Genomic DNA, 18,324 nt, shown 5'->3' with positions numbered 1-18,324 from the left:
AGCTCCCGCCACACAGCGACAATGTCCACAATGTGGACGAGTTATCTCACTGTTCGGCTGCAGTGATGAGATTAGGAAGCACCAATATCACGGCAGGCTGTGTATTACGCCGTCGTTCAGAGAAAGCAAGAAATATGTCATCGTCATCTTCGACCGTGGAGCCCACCGCCAAGCCGCTGAACTCCCGGGGGCGCGTGATCTTCGCGAGCCTCATCGGTACCACCATTGAGTTCTACGACTTCTACATCTACGCCACGGCGTCGGTGCTGGTGTTCCCGGCCCTGTTCTTCCCCAACTCCTCACCGGCGACGGCGCTGCTTCAGTCCTTTGCCGTGTTCGGCGTCGCCTTCGTGGCCCGTCCCCTCGGATCGATCGTGTTCGGACACTTCGGGGACCGTATCGGTCGCAAGGGAACCCTGGTCGCGTCGCTGCTGACGATGGGTATCGCGACCTTCCTCATTGGCGTCCTGCCTACCGCACAGGTTCCGGGCTGGACCTTCCTCGCTCCGGCAATCCTCGTTCTCCTGCGCTTCTTCCAGGGCCTGGCCCTCGGCGGTGAGTGGAGCGGCGCTGCCCTTCTCGCGACCGAGAACGCTCCCGCAGGCAAGCGCGCGATCTACGGAACGTTCCCTCAGCTGGGTGCTCCGATCGGCTTCATCATTGCCAACCTGCTGTTCGTTGTCCTCAACGCCACGCTCGACCCGGAGGCGTTTATGGCCTGGGGCTGGCGCGTCCCGTTCATCGCCAGCGCGATTCTCGTCATCGTCGGCCTGTACGTGCGCCTCAAGCTCATCGAAAGCCACTCATTCCAGCAGGTCATCGAAAAGGGCAAGGTCGTCAAGCTGCCCCTGGCGTCTGTGTTCAAGCGTCAGTGGCGCCCGCTGCTGCTCGGCACCTTCATCATGTTCGCGACGTACGTGCTGTTCTACCTGATGACGTCCTTCACGTTGACCTTCGGAACCGCGCCTGCGACCGTTGAGTCCGCCGCCGCAGCGGCTGAGGCTGCGGGCAAGCCCTTCAACCCCGACACCTTCGTTCCGGGCCTCGGCATTGCGCGTGGTGACTTCCTCTGGATGCTGATCATCGGCGTCGTGTTCTTCGGCATCTTCACCATCGTGTCCGGTCCGTTGGCCGAGAAGTTCGGCCGTCGTCGTATGCTTCTGGCCACCACCGTGGGCATTGCGCTGTTCGGCTTGACCTGGGTTCCCTTCTTCGGCGGCGGAACCGTCGGCGCCATGGCGCTGCTGATCCTCGGATTCACCCTGATGGGCCTCACCTTCGGTCCGATGGCGGCGATCCTGCCCGAACTGTTCCCCGCCAACGTCCGCTACACCGGGTCGGCCGTTGCCTACAACCTCTCCAGCGTGATCGGGGCGGCGCCGGCGTCGTTCGTGGCCATCGCCCTCTGGCAGGCGGCAGACGGCAGCACCTTCCTGGTGGGGCTGTACCTCAGCATCGCCGCGGTGCTCACGTTCATCGCCCTCTGGATTTCGCGGGAAACCCGGGACCACGATTACGAGAACAACATCGCCTAACCAGCGTTGCGAGCGAAGGCTCCCGGCCATCAGGTAACTGTTGGCCGGGAGCCTTTTGCGTTAGCCCACTACCGCCTCTTCCCAAGCTTTCCGCAGGGACCTCACCGCAAAATAGTCCACAGGCTTACCTTTTCTGGCGGGAGCGGATGGGCATGAATCAGGAAACGCTCGCGAGCGGACGGTACGTCCTCGATCGGGTGATCGGCGTTGGCGGCATGGCCGACGTCTATCGCGCACGGGACACCCGGCTGCACCGGGATGTCGCGGTGAAAATGTTCCGCCGCGGATCTGCCGAGGGCTTGGCACGGGGGTCCGGCGAGGCGAAGATGCTCGCGGGCCTTCACCACCCGGGCCTGGTTCGGGTACTGGACATGGACGCCGAATGCGCGAGGCTCGAACCGTCCTACCTCGTCATGGAATACGTCAGGGGCTCGGACCTTGGGGCAGTGCTCCGGGAGGGCCCGCTCCCCGTCGAACGGGCTGTCACGGCCGGCCTGGACCTTGCACGCACCCTCGAGTACATCCATGCTCAGGGCATCGTGCACCGGGACATCAAGCCCTCGAACGTGCTCACCCGCTGTACGGAAGCAGCGGACGGCAGTTTCAGCTTCCTCCTCACGGACTTCGGCATCGCACGATTCTTTGCCAGCAGCCGCGTCAGCGCGACCGGCAGCCTCATCGGCACGGCCACCTACTTCAGTCCCGAACAGGCCCGCGGCGATCGGGTCGGCACGCCCACCGACATCTACGCGCTGGGCCTGCTGCTGATCGAATGCCTCACCGGAGCGCCCGCCTTCCCGGGCGCCGGTCTGGAGAGCGCCCTTGCCCGGCTGAGCCGCCCGCCCCTGATCCCCGAGACCTTCGGCCGCGGCTGGCATTCACTGCTTACCGCCATGACCCTCGATAACCCGCTCGACCGCCCAAGCGCGGCGGAAATTGTCCAGCGCCTCGGCGCCTTGGACCTCCCCGCAACGGCCGTCGGCCCTCTCCCGACACCGGCCACCGAATCAACGACGACGACGGCGGCACCCTCCGCCCCGGCCGGCACCGAAGAGCGGTTAACCGCCACGAAGGCCAGGTTCTCGGAGCAGCTCACCCTCGACCGGCCCGAGGTCGACGACAGTGAAGCAAGTTCCCGCCCTGCGGAGGCGAGGCGGGCCTCGGTGAAGGTGAGACTGCGCGCGCGGGCGCTGGCCGCCGTCGTCGTGCTGGTGGGTTTGATGTTCGCGGTCCTGATGATGGTTTTCGACATGAACCCTGGGCCGGGACCCACACCTCTGCCCACAATCCCGGGGAGCACCGGTGCCCTGCTGGACAGTCTGTATGAGAGCGTGCAGCCGTGATCATTCGCGCTGCCCTGAGCACTGTGGTGGTCGCCTCCGTGCTCATGTTCAGCGGGTGTTCTGCCCCGCCGATCGAGTCCCGGGTGGCGCAGGAGCTGCAATCCGAGGTGCAGCAGATAGCGGTCCTCACCGCCCGCGGTGACACGGCTGATGCTGTCGCCGCAGCCCATGAACTCGCGGCACGGGTGAGGACCGCCCAGATGGAGGGGAAGATCACGGGTGAACGCGCCGTGATGATCCTTCAGCGTGTGGAGCAACTTATTGAGCGGCTGGTGCGGTCCGGTGCGGCACCGGCACCGCTGGATCTACAGCCGATGGCGTCTCCGATGGACCCGGCGGCACCGGCTCCCAAACCCCAGCCCGCGCCGGAGCCGGAACCCGAATCCGAACCTGTTCCAACCGATCCAACCGATCCAACCGACATCCCGAAACCCGCGGAGCAACCTGCGCCTCCTGCGCCCGTCGAGGCCGCTGACCTACCGGGGCCGGTCGTCATCGAACCTGCACCGGAGCCCGTCGACTCCTCCGGGAGCTCCGGCACCGGATCGGGGAGTGGGGCCGACAGCGGCTCCCCGAACAGCGTCCCGGGCACCGCAGGGAACTCCGGCAGCGGTGTGACGGGGAACGAGACAGTGGGGAACGGTACAGCGGGGAACGGTACAGCGGGGAACGGTACAGCGGGGAACGGTACAGCGGGGAACGGCGTAGGCAATGGAGGAGCGGGCCCCGTCGTTTCGCTTCCGCTCGAGGTCGAGGCCGGGGATGGAGAGATCGAAAGAGATGACGGCGGCAAGGGCCGCGGACGAGGACGGAGCAGCGATGACTGAGCTGAACCTTCTGGAATGGTTGCTCGACACCGATCCGGCCCTGCGCTGGCAGGTGCAGCGAGACCTCGTTGGAGCACCTGTTGCGCAGTGGCAGGCAACGGGCGCCAGCATTGCGGCGGAAGGACTGGGTGCGCAACTGCTGGCCCACCAGGATGAGGACGGCCAATGGGCAGGCGGGGCATACTTCCCGGCGGACTTCGATTTCGAAGGACCCGAAGCCGACCTTGAGGCAGGGCAACCCTACACCGCTACCACATGGTCACTGAACACGCTGCGTGACTGGGGGCTGGACGCAAAGGTGCTCTCCGGAACGGCCGAGCTGCTCGCGGAAAATAGCCGGTGGGAGTATGACAATCTGCCCTACTGGGACGGCGAGGTGGATTGCTGCATCAATGCCTACACGCTGTCGAACGGTGCGTGGCTTGGTGCCGACGTCAGCCGGCTCGCCCAGTGGTTCCCGGACCACCAACTGGACGACGGCGGCTGGAACTGTGAGTGGGTGGAGGGCTCAGAGCGGTCCTCATTCCACTCCACCCTGAACGTGCTGAAGGGCCTGCTCTACTACGAGACCGTCACCGGCCGCTCCGACACGTTGAGCGCTGCGCGCCGGAAAGGGGAGGAGTACCTGCTGGAACGCCGCCTGCTGTACCGGCTGTCCACGGGCGAGCCGGTGGGAGCCTGGGCCACCCGCTTCGCCTACCCGTTCCGGTGGTTCTACAGTGCACTCAACGCGGTGGATTACTTCCGCGCAGCCACGCTGTACGACGGCGGCACGCCTGACCCGCGCCTGGCCGACGCTATGGAGGTCATTCAGGCCGCCCGCCAACCGGACGGCCGCTGGATCCAGGGTCACCGCCATCCGGGACGAGTCTGGTTCGAGCTGGACGCACCGGAAGGAGAGCCGTCCCCGTGGCTGACGTTCTATGCCGTCCGCGCCCTTGCCTGGTGGAACGAGTCAGTTCCGTACACGGCCGATGCGTCAGCTGTGAAGGCTCCGGACGAATCCGAGCCCAGCACAGCAAGCGCGCCTGCCCCACAAGCTGCAGGAGCGCAGCAGAGCCTCAGTTGACTCCAGCTAGCTGACCCTAGCTAGGTGACCACAGTTGATTGACCGGGCTAGCTGATCGCGGCGATGACGGCACCGGCAGACACGGTGTCGCCCGGTGCAGCGGTCAGCCCTGACAGCGTGCCGGACTTGTGCGCAGTCAGTGGCTGTTCCATCTTCATCGCTTCGAGCACCACGATGAGGTCGCCCTCGGACACCTGGTCACCGTCCTGGACCGCAACCTTGACGATCGTGCCCTGCATCGGCGACGTGAGATCGTCACCGCTGGCAGCGGCACCGGCACCTGCTCGTGATCGGGCAACCTTCTTGGACTTCCCGGCGGCCTTGCCGGACGACTTGCCGTTGGACATGCCGAGCGAAGCAGGCAGCACGACCTCAAGCCGTTTGCCGCCAACCTCAACGGTCACGCGCTGCCGGGCGTCCGCGTCGTCGGCCGCGCTGTCGGTTCCGCCGTCGGGAGTCCATGGGGCGATAGTGTTGGCGAATTCCGTCTCGATCCAGCGGGTGTGCACCGAGAAGTGACCCGACGCAGGTGCAAACGCCGGGTCGCTGACCACAGCGGCGTGGAAGGGCAGCACGGTCGGCATGCCGTCGATCTGCATCTCTGCCAGCGCCCGTCGGGACCGCTCCAGGGCCTGGGTGCGTGTGGCCCCGGTGACGATGAGCTTGGCCAGCATCGAATCGAAGTTTCCACCGATTACTTCGCCCGCCTCGATGCCCGAGTCCACCCGGACACCCGGGCCGGTGGGCAGCTTCAGCGTCTGCACGGTACCGGGTGCGGGCATGAAGCCCCGACCGGCGTCTTCGCCGTTGACGCGGAACTCGAAGGAGTGGCCGCGGACAGCGGGGTCGGTGTAACCGAGTTTCTCACCCCGGGCAAGGCGGAACTGTTCGCGCACCAGGTCGATGCCGGTGACTTCCTCGGACACCGGGTGCTCAACCTGAAGACGGGTATTTACCTCGAGGAAGGAGATGGTGCCGTCCTGGCCAACCAGGAATTCGCAGGTGCCCGCGCCCTGGTAGCCGGCTTCCTTGAGGATGGCCTTCGACGCCTCGTACAGGCGGGAATTCTGGTCCTCGCTCAGGAACGGTGCGGGGGCTTCCTCGACGAGCTTCTGATTACGGCGCTGGAGCGAGCAGTCACGTGTGGAAACGACGACGACGTTGCCGTACGCATCGGCGAGGCACTGGGTCTCAACGTGGCGGGGTGCGTCCAGAAAACGCTCGACGAAGCACTCACCGCGCCCGAACGCCGCGGTCGCCTCACGAACCGCTGACTCGTAGGCCTCTGCAATCTCCTCACGGTCGCGGACAACCTTGATGCCGCGTCCGCCGCCGCCGTAGGCGGCCTTGATGGCGAGCGGGAGACCGAACTCGTCGGCAAAGTCGAGGACTTCCTGCACGGATCCGACCGGGTCCTTGGTTCCGGGAACCAGGGGAGCACCCACCTTTTCGGCAATGTGGCGAGCCTGAACCTTATCGCCGAGCTGGGCGATGGATGAGGGGGAGGGGCCGATCCAGGTGAGTCCGGCGTCGAGCACTTGTTGCGCGAACTGGGCGTTCTCGGAGAGGAAGCCGTAGCCGGGGTGGATGGCATCGGCGCCGCTGCGGGCCGCCGCGTCGAGGATCTTGCCCATCACCAGGTAGGACTCCGCCGCAGTGTTGCCCTCGAGTGCATAAGCCTCGTCGGCGAGGCGGACATGCAGTGCGTCGCGGTCGGGCTCGGCGTAGACGGCGACCGACGCGATGCCCTCATCACGGGCTGCCCGGATCACACGAACGGCGATCTCGCCCCGGTTGGCGATCAGTACTTTGGTGACAGGCGCGGCGGCAGGTGCGGACATCGACTCGCTCATGGGTAGGGGCTCCTTTTGGTCTGTTGGGAGCCTAGCGCGGTTTTGTTGCTACCGCCCATAAACCATGCCGATTCCCCGTGTTGAGGAGTCATTATTTGTAGGGAAGCTACAAAAGACTGCTGGTCCTAATTCCAAAGGTCGGTAATGCTGACCCCCGCGGCGCGGAGCAGTTCCCGGAGCGTGGACACGCTGAGGCCGACTACGGCGTGGGGGTCGCCGTCGACCTTGCGGATAAAGGCTCCGCCCCGTCCGTCGATCGTGAAGGAGCCGGCGCAGTGGAGCGGCTCGCCGGTTGCGATGTAGGCATCGATCTCCGTATCGGCCAGGTGCATGAAGTGAACCTCGGCCGATGCCACCGCGCCGGATGCCGAACCAAGCCCGGTGCCGTTACGGGTATCAACGAGCCAGTGGCCGGTGTGGAGGGTTCCGGAGGAGCCGGACATCCGCTTGATGCGCTCCCGTGCGACGTCGGGTTCGTACGGTTTTCCGTGCGCCTCGCCCTCAAACTCGAAGACCGAGTCACAGCCGATGACGAGGGCTCCCTGCGCTTCAGGCAACGCCGCAACCGCCTCTGCCTTGGCGCGGGCCAACAACAGGGACGTGTCATAGGGCGTAGGAGTACCGTGCGCTGCGGTGACGGCATCCTCATCAACGTCGGACACGGTAACGGTATGGGCTATGCCGGCCTCGGCGAGGAGCTTGGTGCGTGCAGGGGAAGCGGAAGCGAGGATCAGCCGGATGGTCATGCGAACCAGCCTAGTGTTCCGCGCCGCCCTTAAACACAAACGAGTTGGCAGGACACGCCCCTGAAAGGGTTCCCATTAGGGGCGTGTCCTGCCAACTCAACGCGGAGGTTCGGGAGATCAGGCCTTCGTCTCGACCAGCTCGGGAGCTGCGTCCGTCGTGGGGGTGTCATCCACGAATGGGTCGCCCGTGCGCTGTGCGTTGTAGAGCTCGGTGTTGAGGAGGTTTTCGCGCTTCGCGACGATCGTCGGAACCAGGGCCTGACCCGCAACGTTCACCGCGGTGCGGCCCATGTCCAGGATGGGGTCGACCGCCAGCAGCAGGCCGACGCCTGCAAGCGGCAGACCCAGCGTGGAGAGTGTCAGGGTCAGCATGACGACGGCACCGGTAGTACCCGCGGTCGCGGCCGAACCCAGCACCGAGACCAGAGCGATCAGCACGTACTGTCCGAAGTCGAGCTGGATGCCGAAGAACTGGGCCACGAAGATCGCTGCGATGGCAGGGTAGATCGCGGCGCAGCCGTCCATCTTGGTGGTGGCGCCCAGGGGTACGGCGAAGGATGCGTAGCTTCGGGGCACGCCCAGGTTCCGCTCGGTCACCCGCTGCGTCAGGGGCAGGGTGCCGATCGACGAGCGGGACACAAACGCGAGCTGGATCGCCGGCCAGGCGCCGGAGAAGTACTGCTTCACCGAAAGACCATGGGCGCGGATCAGGACGGGGTAGACGGCGAACAGCACCAGTGCCAGGCCCACGTAGATGGCGAGGGTGAACTTGCCGAGCGAACCGATGGTGTCCCAGCCGTACACAGCCACTGCCTTGCCGATCAGGCCGACGGTACCGATCGGCGCGATCCGGATGATCCACCAGAGCACCTTCTGGATGACGGCCAGAGCCGATGCGTTCAGTGCGAGGAACGGTTCGGCGGGCTTGCCCACCTTCAGGGCGGCGATGCCGATAGCGACGGCGACCACCAGGACCTGCAGCACGTTGAAGTTGAGCCCTGTGGTGATCGCGCCGGCGTCGTCCACGCTGGACGAGGCCTGCAGGCCGAGGAAGTTGGCGGGGATGAGGCCGGTCAGGAAGGCCCACCAGTCACCGGTGCGGCCGGTGTACTCGCTCGGAGGCGCCGCATTCGTGTTGGCACCCGGCTGGAAGATTGTCCCAAGGCCGATGCCGATCACCACGGAAATCAGCGCAGTGATGGCGAACCAGAGCAGCGTCTGCCCGGCCAGGCGCGCGGCGTTGTGGACGGCACGGAGGTTGGCGATCGAACTCACCACCGCGGTGAAGATCAGGGGTACGACGGCGGCCTTCAGAAGCGAGACGTAGCTCGAACCGATGGTGGCGAGGGTTGTGCCGAGGGCATTGGGTGTCTCTTCGGTGTGGCCGGTGTATTTGGCGATCAGGCCAAGCACGAGGCCAACGATCAGGGCAGCGATGATTTGCGGTCCGAAGGAGGTTACCCAGCGGGGCAACCTGCGGGACGCCGGAGCGGAAGTTTCTGAAGTCACCCGAGAACAGTAGGTTCGTTCCTCTAACAAACAAACTGCTTATTGCGAAATGTTTCATGTTGAACCAAATGGGTCGGCAGGACACACCCCTCGGGAATGCCTCTCGGGGTGTGTCCTGCCAAGTCAACGGGGAGAACTAGCTCAGGAGCGCCCTGCGCAGGGTGTCCAAGCCCACAGAGCCGAGGTTCAGTGCGCGGGTGTGGAAGTCGCGCAGGTTGAAGGAGTCGCCTTCGCGCTGCTTCACTTCGTCGCGGATCTGCTCCCAGAGCCGCTGGCCGATCTTGTACGCAGGTGCCTGCCCCGGCCAGCCGAGGTAGCGGTTGAACTCGAAGTTGAGTTGACCTTCGCTGATGGCGATGTTCTTCTTCAGGAATTCGTAGCCCTTGTCCGGCGTCCAGGTGCCCGAGCCCCACCGTTCGGGGATTTCAAGCTCCAGATGGACGCCGATGTCGAAGACCACGCGCGCGGCCCGCATCCGCTGTGCGTCCAGCATGCCGAGCCTATCCCCGGGATCGCTGAGGTAACCGAGGTCCTCCATGAGCCGCTCCGCGTAGAGCGCCCACCCTTCACCGTGTCCGGAAACCCAGACGGCGTTGCGGCGCCAGGAGTTCAGGAGCCCGCGCTGGAAGGTGGCGGTGGCGATCTGAAGGTGGTGTCCGGGAACGCCCTCGTGGTAGACCGTGGTGGTTTCCTTCCAGGTGGTGAAGGAGTCCTCACCCTCGGGAACCGACCACCACATGCGGCCCGGGCGGGCGAAGTCGTCGCTCGGACCCGTGTAGTAGATGCCGCCTTCCTTGGTGGGTGCGATCATGCATTCGAGCGTGCGCATGATGTCCGGGATGTCGAAGTGCACGCCGGCGAGTTCGCTGACGGCGCGGTCGGACAGCCCCTGCATCCAGGCCTGCAAAGCGTCGGTTCCGTGAAGTTGGCGTTCAGGCGATTCGTCAAGGATGCGCATGGCCTCCTCGATGGAGGCGCCCTCCTTGATCTCGTTGGCGACGGCTTCCTGCTCGGCAATGAGCCGGTCAAGTTCCTCAACGCCCCTCTGGTACGTCTCTTCGAGATCGACTGTGGCGCCGAGGAACTGGCGGGACATCAGCGAGTAATGCTCGCGCCCGACGGCGTCCTTCTCGGGAGCTTCGGGCAGCAGTTCTTCCTCGAGGAACGTGCGCAGATGCAGGTAGGCGCCGCGTGCTGCCTCTGCGCCCGCTGCGAGATCCGTGCGCACCGAGTCCGGGAGACCGCCGTCGTCGCCGGTGGTGGCGCCGCCCACGAACTCATCGAAGTAGCCGCGCTCGGCCGCATACACCGTCACCTGCTCGATGACGTTGCGGACCTGGCGTGCAGCAGGCAGGATGCCGCGGTTCTTCCCCTCGCGAAGTGAGGTGATGTACCCGCCGATCGCGTCCGGCACGTTGCACAGGCGGCCGGCGATGTGGCCCCACTGTTCGGCGGTGTCCGTCGGCATGAGGTCGAAGATCATGCGGATTTCCTGCGCAGGGCAGGCGATGTTGTTCAGGTTGGCGAGGTTGAGCCCTGTCTCGTGGATCTCCAGTTCCAGGCCGAGACGTTCACGCATCGCGTCCAGGGTGACGGCGTCGACGTCGTCAGTGGGCTCCAGGTCATCCAGCCGGCCCAGGGTTTCCCGGGTGGCTTCCGCAAAGGCTTCCAGTCCGGCAGGGGAGTAGTCCCGGTATTCTGTCTCGTGGCCGGGCAGGCCCAGCTGGGTAGCGAATCCCGGGTCGAGCTGCAACAGCATCTCGGTGTAGGCCTCGGCGACGGCGTCGATTGCCGTCTGGGAGCGGGTGGGAGCCACAGCGGTCAGGTTTGCAGTGGGAGTCTCGTTGATCACCCGTAGAGCCTAACGGCACGTTGTTGCCCCCGGCCACAGTGCTGTCGACCCAGAGCCGGGATCGTGACCGGATCGTGTTGCGTGCCGTGTCGAGGTGAAAGCACCGGGCGGGCCGGCTAGCGTCGAGCTGCCAGCGCCTCCCGGAAAGCGGTAGCGGAGGATTCGCTGCTGTCGATCCGCCAGTCCGCCTCCTTGGTGATGTGGAACCAGAGGAGCGCGACGACGTCGGGTTGCGCTGAGACGTACGCGAAGAGCTTCCTGTTCCAGTCCGCCTTGGAGCCGCCCAGTTCGACCGAAGCAATTTCGGCGATTACAACAGGTTTCCCGGGTGCGATCTGCCGCAACTGCGCAAGACCTTCACCCAACAGGGCATCGGGTTCCTGCCATGTGCTCCAGCTCTGGGAAGTACCCCAGTTATAGCCGTCCAGTGCCACTTGGTCCACGTAGCTATCGCCGGGGTAGAGCTGCGCGAGCGGCGTTGAGCCCCAGTAGGGCACATTCGGATTCCAGACCCATCGGATGTTGGACGCTCCCGTTGCGGCAACCACATCGTGGACGTGGCGGTAGGCGGTGATGTAGTCACCGGCTCCGTTGCCGTTCACGCCCTCGGCCCACGGATACCAGTTGCCGTTCATCTCATGTCCGAAACGGAGATATACGGGATGTCCCCAATCACGCAGGGCGTATCCCCAGTCGCGAAGGTATGCGTCGAAGTCTCCGGCGGCGATCCGGTCCAGTGAGTAGGCAGACTGGTCGACCCCGCCTCCCCAGGTCCAGGGCTCCCAGGTGAGCAGGGTTTCCGCTCCGCGGGCCCGAACCGATTCGAGCTCGGCGATAGGGGGAGCCTGATTGAAGTCTTTATAGGAGAGGACGAGCGAGGGTGCTTCACCGGCGATTGCGGCGACCGCGTCGAGTTCGGCGTTTGCCGCAGGACCCGACGCGGTCCCGACCCCGAAGCGAATGCTCTTGCCGCTTCCTGCAGGTTCCGGGTCAGGGCTGGGCTGCGCACTGACGACGACGAACACCGCCGACGCCGACACAGCACCGGCGGTGGCAATGACCTCGACCAAGGACGAGCCGGACGGTATGACGATGCTCGTCTGGAAGGAGCCGGAACCGCCGACGGTCATGGGAGCGGTGTTGGTGCCTGCTGTCACGGTGCCCTTGGCACGCTTCGGGAAGCCGGAGCCCTTGACTGTCACAGTCGATCCGGCCTCTCCCGAACCGCTGCTGAGACTGATGGCAGCGGATGCCTGCGCGGGTAGCGCCAAGCCCAGGGCGCAGAGAGCCGTGATAGCGACCAAAAGGACAAGGCGTTGCAGTCGCAGGAGGCGCGGGCTTGAGGGCAGGGTGGGAACCATGATGACACTTTCGCTGATCGGTAACCCGGCTGACCGCAGGGGTCCCGTGGCTTTGCGTCCCCGGCTCGCACCGGGTTTGCCCTTATCGTCGCGGGCCGATGCCCGTGCTGTCCTGCCGCATGAACGCTGCGTCCTGCGGCACTGCACCAATTCTGCACCGGAAGCCTCAAGTTAGACCGTAAGCCCGATCAACCGGAACGCAGGATCGGCGCAGGTTGTGCTGCACCCGCCAGAACCGTCAGCCGAAGTGGTTCGGAGGCTACCGAAGCGCGCTCCGTCGCCAGGATCCCGGCCCGGGGCGCGGACCCAGCCGCAGCTGGTCCCGCCGAATCCAGGTGCGGTGCGGGGCTGGCGTGCGGTCGCCGTCGTCGTTCTCTTCCAGTCCAAGCACGACGACGGCGAGGGCCGCCAGCTCCTCCGGCGTCGGGTTCCCGGCCACCACCCGGAACAGGGGAGCGTTCTCCTCAGCGGGGATGGTTTCGGTGCTCATAGCGGGATGTTTCCGTGCTTCTTGGCGGGCAGGGCCGCACGCTTGTCGCGCAACGCGCGCAGGCCGCGGACTATCTGCACCCGGGTATCGGAGGGAGCGATCACCGCGTCGACGTAACCAAGCTCGGCGGCCTGGTAGGGATTGAGGAGTTCCTCCTCATACTGGTTGATCACCTCGGCGCGGGCGGCTTCGACGTTGCCGCCGGCGTCGGCAACCGACTTCAGATGGCCGCGGTAGAGGATGTTCACTGCCCCCTGCGCGCCCATGACGCCGATCTGGGCAGTGGGCCAGGCAAGGTTGATGTCCGCGCCGAGTTTTTTCGAGCCCATGACAATGTAGGCGCCGCCGTAGGCCTTGCGGGTGATGACCGTCAGCTTCGGGACGGTGGCTTCCGCGTAGGCATACAGCAGCTTGGCGCCGCGGCGGATGATGCCGTTGAACTCCTGGTCCTTACCGGGCAGGAAGCCCGGGACATCGACGAGGGTGAGGATGGGGATGTTGAAGGCGTCGCAGTGACGGACGAACCGGGCGGCTTTCTCGGAGGCTGCGATGTCCAGGGTGCCCGCGAACTGCATGGGCTGGTTCGCGACGATCCCGACAGTGTGACCCTCGACCCGGCCGTAGCCGATGAGCACGTTCGGCGCGTACAGCGAATGCATCTCCAGGAAGTGGCCGTCGTCGACGATGGTCGAGATGACCGTATGCATGTCGTAGGGCTGGTTGGCTGAGTCGGGGATCAGTTGATCCAGTGCAGAATCGAGCTCATTCAGCTCAAGTTCCTCGGCGAACTCCGCCAGCGGTGCTTCGGCGAGGTTGTTGGAGGGCAGGAAGTCGAGCAGCTCCCGCACGAAGTCGATGGCATCCTGCTCATCGGAAGCGAGATAGGTGGAGGTTCCCGTGGTCGAGTTGTGCTGGCGCGCCCCGCCGAGGGTTTCCATATCCACGTCTTCACCGGTGACTGTCTTGATGACGTCCGGGCCGGTGATGAACATGTGCGAGCTCTTGTCGACCATGACCACGTAGTCAGTCAGTGCGGGGGAGTATGCGGCGCCACCGGCACAGGGCCCCATGATCAGCGAGATCTGCGGGACCACACCCGAAGCGTGCACGTTGTTCCGGAAAATGTCGGCGAACATCGCGAGGGACGCGACACCCTCCTGGATGCGGGCTCCGCCGCCGTCGTTGATTCCCACCACCGGGCAGCCGTTCCGGAGCGCGAACTCCTGCACTTTCACTATCTTCTCGCCGTTGACCTGGCTGAGCGACCCGCCGTAGACGGTGAAGTCCTGGCTGTAGATTGCGATCTGCCGGCCGTCCACGGTGGCATATCCGGACACGACGCCGTCACCGAGAGGCTTCTTCTTTTCCATGCCGAACGCGGTGGAGCGGTGCACCGCGAGGGCGTCGAACTCGACGAAAGAGCCGGCGTCAACCAGCATCTCGATGCGCTCGCGGGCCGTGCCCTTACCCCGGGCGTGCTGCCTGGCGATGGCCTCAGCGCCGGACGGCGCCAGCGAACGTTCCTGCCTCTGTCGAAAGTCGGCGAGCTTGCCTGCCGTGGTATGCAGGTCCGGGGCGGTGTCGCCCTGAATGCTTGCGTCCTGGTCGAGGGGAAGCGTTTCAGGTTGCATCGAGTCTCTTCCGATTGATGTCTTGAGTGGCTGCCGGTAGTCAGTTCCGCAGGTCCCCTTAAGTAGGTTTCCTCCAAAGAACAGAGCTTTCCGCCCAGTCTAGTGAGCAAAATGGTGCCTATGGCTGTAGAACACCTACAACAACTCCTCGAAAGACTTAGCGCAGGCGCCGAAGTTACCCGCGAGTAACAATTAGGTTTTCCGCCCTCTCCCCGCATTAGGGTGTCCCGTATGACTGGCAACGGCGCTCCTGTTCCCCGCACCCTGTCCGGGCGCACCATCCTGATGTCCGGCGGCAGTAGGGGTATCGGCCTGGCCATAGCATTGCGGGCCGCCCGGGACGGCGCCAACGTCGCCATCCTCGCCAAGACCGGTGAACCACACCCGAGCCTGGAAGGCACTGTCCATACCGCTGCGGATCAGATCCGCGCGGCAGGCGGGCGCGCGCTCGCCGTCGTGGGCGATGTAAGGAACGACGACGACGTTGCCTTGGCCGTGGAGGCGACGGTCGCCGAGTTCGGCGGCATCGACGTCGTCGTCAACAATGCCTCGGCGATCGATCTCTCGAAGACTCCTGACGTGTCGATGAAGCGCTACGACCTCATGGCGGACATCAACGTTCGGGGTACGTTCCTGCTGAGCAAGCTTGCGCTGCCCGCCCTGCGCAAGGGCACCAACCCGCACATCCTTACCCTCTCACCGCCGCTGAATCTCGATCCAACCTGGGCAGGGAAGCACCTCGCCTACACCATGGCCAAGTACGGAATGAGTCTGACGACTCTTGGGCTCGCGGAGGAGCTGCGCAGCGAGGGGATCGCTGTCAACTCGCTCTGGCCCCGCACCCTGATCGACACAGCTGCCGTCCGTGCCATGCCCGGCGGCTCCGAGCTGATCAAGGCGGCGCGAACACCGGACATCGTCGCGGATGCCGCGCACGCGGTGCTGCTCCGGCCGGCCAGCGAATGCACCGGGAACTTTTTCACCGACGAGGAGGTCCTGCGGCAGGAGGGAGTGACGGACTTCAGCCGGTACAGCCTTGGCGCCCCGGAAGACCGCCTGATACCGGACATTTTTTTGTAGCCGCTTCCGCTTCATCCTGCGCCCAGCCCCGCTGTGGCCCCGCACCTAGGCCGACGCTCAGTGCCGGGCCCCCGGCCAGTAGGCTTGGACGTATGAGATCCCGCTATTCCAACCTGGAACGTCCCGGCCTGGACGAGGCCGGACTGCGTGAGGCACTGTGCAGCCCGCGAGGTCCCTTCAGCCGGCTGGACCTGCTGGAGGCCACTGGGTCCACCAACACGGATCTCGCCGGTCACGCCACCGAGGAACCGGCGGCGTGGCCGGACCTGAGCGTGCTGACGGCCGAAGAGCAGACAGCCGGCCGCGGCCGGATGGAGCGTACCTGGACTGCGCCGGAGCGTTCCTCGCTGATCGTCAGCGTGCTGCTGCGTCCACACAATTCTGAAGGGCGTCCCCTGCCTACCCAGAGCTATGCGTGGATGTCGCTGCTTGCGGCGCTCGCGCTGTCGGAGAGCATCGAGGAACGCACCGAAATCTCCCCCCAGCTGAAGTGGCCCAACGATGTCCACGTTGACGGACGAAAGCTGGCCGGTGTTCTCGCCCAGCTCGTGCCGGGAGCCAACGGTGAGCCTCCCGCCGTCGTCGTCGGTACAGGCGTCAACGTCAGCCTCACGGACCAGGAACTTCCCGTGCCGACCGCCACCAGCCTCCTTCTCGAATACGCGGCAACCACCGACCGCAATGTCCTGCTGAAGGCCTATTTGCGTCGCCTCGAGGCGCACTACCGTGAGTTCACCGCGGTCGACGGTGACGCCTCCCGCCCCTGGCGAGACGGCACCTCCCTCCTGACCCGGGTGAGCGCCCGCATGGCGACGCTTGGCCAGGATGTTCAGGCGGATCTACCGAACGGCTCGGTCATCACCGGTCGTGCCATGAACCTCGACCCGCACGGTGCCCTGGTGGTGCGTGATGAAGACGGCGAGAGGCACACCGTCTCAGCGGGCGACGTCGTACATCTTCGACCGCTGACGCGGTAGGGGCACCGGAACAATGCGCGATTCACCGAACGGACGGCCATGCGGATAAGGCTGGAACCGGGGGAGCACGTCGTGGTGCGCACCCGGCCTGATCCGCGGCGGTTGATCCTTCCTTTCTGCGGAGCCCTGGTGATCCTCGCCGCCGGCGGCTTCGGGCTGGGCATGTTCAGCCGTTCGCAGTTACCCCTCGGGTGGGAACAGTGGGCCCCGGCGATGGTCACCGGAATCCTTGTCCTTGCGCTGCTGCTTCTGTTCCGCGTATTCATCCGTCCACTCCTGCAGTGGGCAGGAACGCGGTACATCCTGACGAGCCGCCGGCTGATCCGGCGGGCGGGGTTCTCCCGCCGCAGTGAACGGGAGGTCCGGCTCACGGGGATTTTCCAGATCATCATCGAACAGAGTTTGATGGAGCGGTTCACCCGCGGAGGGAGCCTCATCATCGACCTGGGGCGTGACAGATTCCTGTCCTTTCGCGAGGTTCCGCAGGTCTATACCTTCAAGCAGTACATGGTCACAGCGATCGGGGAGCTCCCATTGACCGCCATGTTCGATGGTGTAGATATGGAAGCTGAGTCGATGGACGGAACAGACGACGACGGATGGGACAGGAGCGGTGATGAGCGCCAACAACGGCATGGATGGAACTGAAGCCGGCGCCGGCTCCTTCGAGGACGATCCTGATGAGCCGATGACGCTGTCCATGCCGGTCATCAAGCGCGCGGACCTTCCGCCTCCGCCGGACAAGCTGGACCGCAATGCCATCCGCAAGCTTGAAGTCGAACTGCTGGGGTCGGAACGTACCCTGCGTCGGCGCGAGGTAGCCTCCGGCGCGGGTGTGTCGCTGCTGTCGGCGCGAAAGCTCTGGCGAGCCATGGGCTTTCCCAACATCGGGGATGACGACGTCGCCTTCACCGAGAAGGACATGGCGGCCCTGACCACCATCATCGAGCTGGTGCGCAAGGAGCAGCTCACCGAATCCGCTGCCATTTCGATCACCCGGGCCATCGGGCAGATGACCGACCGCATGGTGGTGTGGCAGATCGAGGCGCTCGTCGAGGAGATGGTGGTTCAGCGCGGAATCTCCGACGCCGCCGCCCGCCGCAATCTCGTCGCTGAACTGCCGCAGCTGATCGAACCCCTCGAGGAAACACTGGTGTATGCCTGGCGGCGGCAGATGAACGCAGCCGTTCAGCGCCTGGCGGTGCGGTCGGAGTCCGGGCTCGCTTCGAGCACCGCCGGGCACGACGGAACCGAGGACGACGCGCCGCTGCCGCTGGCGCGGGCTGTGGGTTTTGCGGATCTGGTGTCCTACACGAGTCTTTCCCGGCAGATGAACGAACGCACGCTGGCCCAGCTGGTTCAGCGGTTCGAGAACAAGTGTGCGGAGATCATTTCCGTTGGTGGTGGACGCCTGGTCAAGACGATCGGCGACGAAGTGCTGTACATTGCCGAAACACCAGAGGCGGGTGCGGAAATCTCGCTGGCACTGGCAAAGGCGTTCACCGAGGACGAACTGCTGCCGTCCGCCCGCGTGTCAATGGTCTGGGGCAGAATCATGTCCCGGCTGGGGGACATCTACGGCCCTACCGTGAACCTTGCCTCCCGGTTGACGTCCCTGGCGGAGCCCGGAACGGTACTCATCGATGCAACTACGGCCGCGACTCTCCGCGACAATGACCGCTTCGTCCTCATGCCGCACAAAGCGCGGACTGTCCGGGGGTTCGGCGAGGTGCACCCCGTGACGCTCGCCCGCGGAACGGGAACAGGTCTGGTTCTGGACTGATCCAGCACTCTTCCTCTTCCCCAAGCTGATGGGTACAAGTCCCCACCCGGCGGTGCGGTCTTGAACAAGCATGAAAGACTGTCTGCATCCAAGCATTAAGCCGGTGGTCCGCTGTGGTCTCGGACGCCAGGTAAGAGTCTCATTCGGGGAAGATTTGTGAACCTGCTGAACCGTCTGCGTCGTTTCAGGACGAAGCACAAGCGCGCGTTGTCTGTCTCTACGGTTTCCGCTGTCAGTGTTGCTGTGGTGAGCGGTGCGCTGTTGTATC

15 protein-coding genes and 1 riboswitch are annotated in these 18,324 nt (G+C 65.0%); of the genes, 8 read left to right on the top strand and 7 right to left on the bottom strand.

Annotated elements, in window-relative coordinates:
- Positions 1–134: 134 nt before the first annotated feature.
- The 4 genes from AC5RU3_RS11695 (at position 135) to AC5RU3_RS11680 (ending at position 4,774) form a co-directional block, all read left to right on the top strand.
- Complete coding sequence (locus tag AC5RU3_RS11695) at positions 135–1,535, top strand: MFS transporter (RefSeq protein ID WP_309072486.1); 1,401 nt, start codon at positions 135–137, stop codon at positions 1,533–1,535.
- A 152-nt stretch (positions 1,536–1,687) separates the two neighbouring features.
- The gene (locus AC5RU3_RS11690; protein WP_493965633.1) at positions 1,688–2,878 is read left to right on the top strand and encodes a serine/threonine-protein kinase; all 1,191 of its coding nucleotides are present in this window, start codon (positions 1,688–1,690) and stop codon (positions 2,876–2,878) included.
- The gene (locus AC5RU3_RS11685) at positions 2,875–3,705 is read left to right on the top strand and encodes a hypothetical protein (protein ID WP_493965632.1); all 831 of its coding nucleotides are present in this window, start codon (positions 2,875–2,877) and stop codon (positions 3,703–3,705) included. Before AC5RU3_RS11690 ends, AC5RU3_RS11685 begins: the two co-directional genes overlap by 4 nt.
- Entirely contained in the window at positions 3,698–4,774 is a 1,077-nt protein-coding gene (locus AC5RU3_RS11680) for a squalene cyclase (protein ID WP_493965631.1), read from the top strand. The genes AC5RU3_RS11685 and AC5RU3_RS11680 overlap by 8 nt, the downstream gene beginning before the upstream one ends.
- A gap of 47 nt (positions 4,775–4,821) precedes the next feature.
- Here AC5RU3_RS11680 and AC5RU3_RS11675 read toward each other — a convergent pair whose 3' ends face one another.
- The 7 genes from AC5RU3_RS11675 to AC5RU3_RS11645 form a co-directional block, all read right to left on the bottom strand.
- Positions 4,822–6,627, bottom strand: a complete 1,806-nt coding sequence (locus AC5RU3_RS11675) for an acetyl/propionyl/methylcrotonyl-CoA carboxylase subunit alpha (protein WP_493965630.1) — start codon at positions 6,625–6,627, stop codon at positions 4,822–4,824.
- 125 nt (positions 6,628–6,752) lie between these two features.
- Positions 6,753–7,373: a Maf family protein gene (locus AC5RU3_RS11670; protein ID WP_309072719.1), complete on the bottom strand. Its 621-nt coding sequence runs from the start codon at positions 7,371–7,373 to the stop codon at positions 6,753–6,755.
- Between the two features lie 117 nt (positions 7,374–7,490).
- Positions 7,491–8,882, bottom strand: a complete 1,392-nt coding sequence (locus tag AC5RU3_RS11665) for a dicarboxylate/amino acid:cation symporter (protein ID WP_309124373.1) — start codon at positions 8,880–8,882, stop codon at positions 7,491–7,493.
- A gap of 136 nt (positions 8,883–9,018) precedes the next feature.
- Positions 9,019–10,641 carry a DUF885 domain-containing protein gene (locus AC5RU3_RS11660; protein ID WP_493966024.1) on the bottom strand — a complete coding sequence of 541 codons (1,623 nt, stop codon included), beginning with the start codon at positions 10,639–10,641 and terminating at the stop codon, positions 9,019–9,021.
- Between the two features lie 209 nt (positions 10,642–10,850).
- On the bottom strand, positions 10,851–12,095 hold the full coding sequence (locus AC5RU3_RS11655) for a glycosyl hydrolase (protein WP_493965629.1): 1,245 nt from the start codon (positions 12,093–12,095) through the stop codon (positions 10,851–10,853).
- 16 nt (positions 12,096–12,111) lie between these two features.
- A riboswitch (cyclic di-GMP riboswitch) is annotated at positions 12,112–12,186 on the bottom strand.
- Positions 12,187–12,354: 168 nt separating this feature from the next.
- Positions 12,355–12,585, bottom strand: coding sequence for an acyl-CoA carboxylase subunit epsilon (locus tag AC5RU3_RS11650; RefSeq protein ID WP_493965628.1), 231 nt, complete (start codon positions 12,583–12,585; stop codon positions 12,355–12,357).
- Positions 12,582–14,216, bottom strand: coding sequence for an acyl-CoA carboxylase subunit beta (locus AC5RU3_RS11645; protein ID WP_493965627.1), 1,635 nt, complete (start codon positions 14,214–14,216; stop codon positions 12,582–12,584). Before AC5RU3_RS11645 ends, AC5RU3_RS11650 begins: the two co-directional genes overlap by 4 nt.
- 231 nt (positions 14,217–14,447) lie before the next feature.
- Between AC5RU3_RS11645 and AC5RU3_RS11640 the strand changes: the two genes are divergently transcribed.
- The 4 genes from AC5RU3_RS11640 (at position 14,448) to AC5RU3_RS11625 (ending at position 18,056) form a co-directional block, all read left to right on the top strand.
- Positions 14,448–15,296: an SDR family oxidoreductase gene (locus tag AC5RU3_RS11640; RefSeq protein WP_493965626.1), complete on the top strand. Its 849-nt coding sequence runs from the start codon at positions 14,448–14,450 to the stop codon at positions 15,294–15,296.
- 92 nt (positions 15,297–15,388) lie between these two features.
- Complete coding sequence (locus AC5RU3_RS11635) at positions 15,389–16,273, top strand: biotin--[acetyl-CoA-carboxylase] ligase (RefSeq protein ID WP_493965625.1); 885 nt, start codon at positions 15,389–15,391, stop codon at positions 16,271–16,273.
- A gap of 39 nt (positions 16,274–16,312) precedes the next feature.
- Complete coding sequence (locus AC5RU3_RS11630) at positions 16,313–16,921, top strand: PH domain-containing protein (RefSeq protein ID WP_493965624.1); 609 nt, start codon at positions 16,313–16,315, stop codon at positions 16,919–16,921.
- 52 nt (positions 16,922–16,973) lie between these two features.
- Complete coding sequence (locus tag AC5RU3_RS11625; protein WP_309124374.1) at positions 16,974–18,056, top strand: adenylate/guanylate cyclase domain-containing protein; 1,083 nt, start codon at positions 16,974–16,976, stop codon at positions 18,054–18,056.
- Positions 18,057–18,324: the final 268 nt, after the last annotated feature.

This window comes from Arthrobacter sp. MDB1-55, from assembly GCF_059092925.1.
This window is presented reverse-complemented; position numbering and strand designations above follow the sequence as displayed.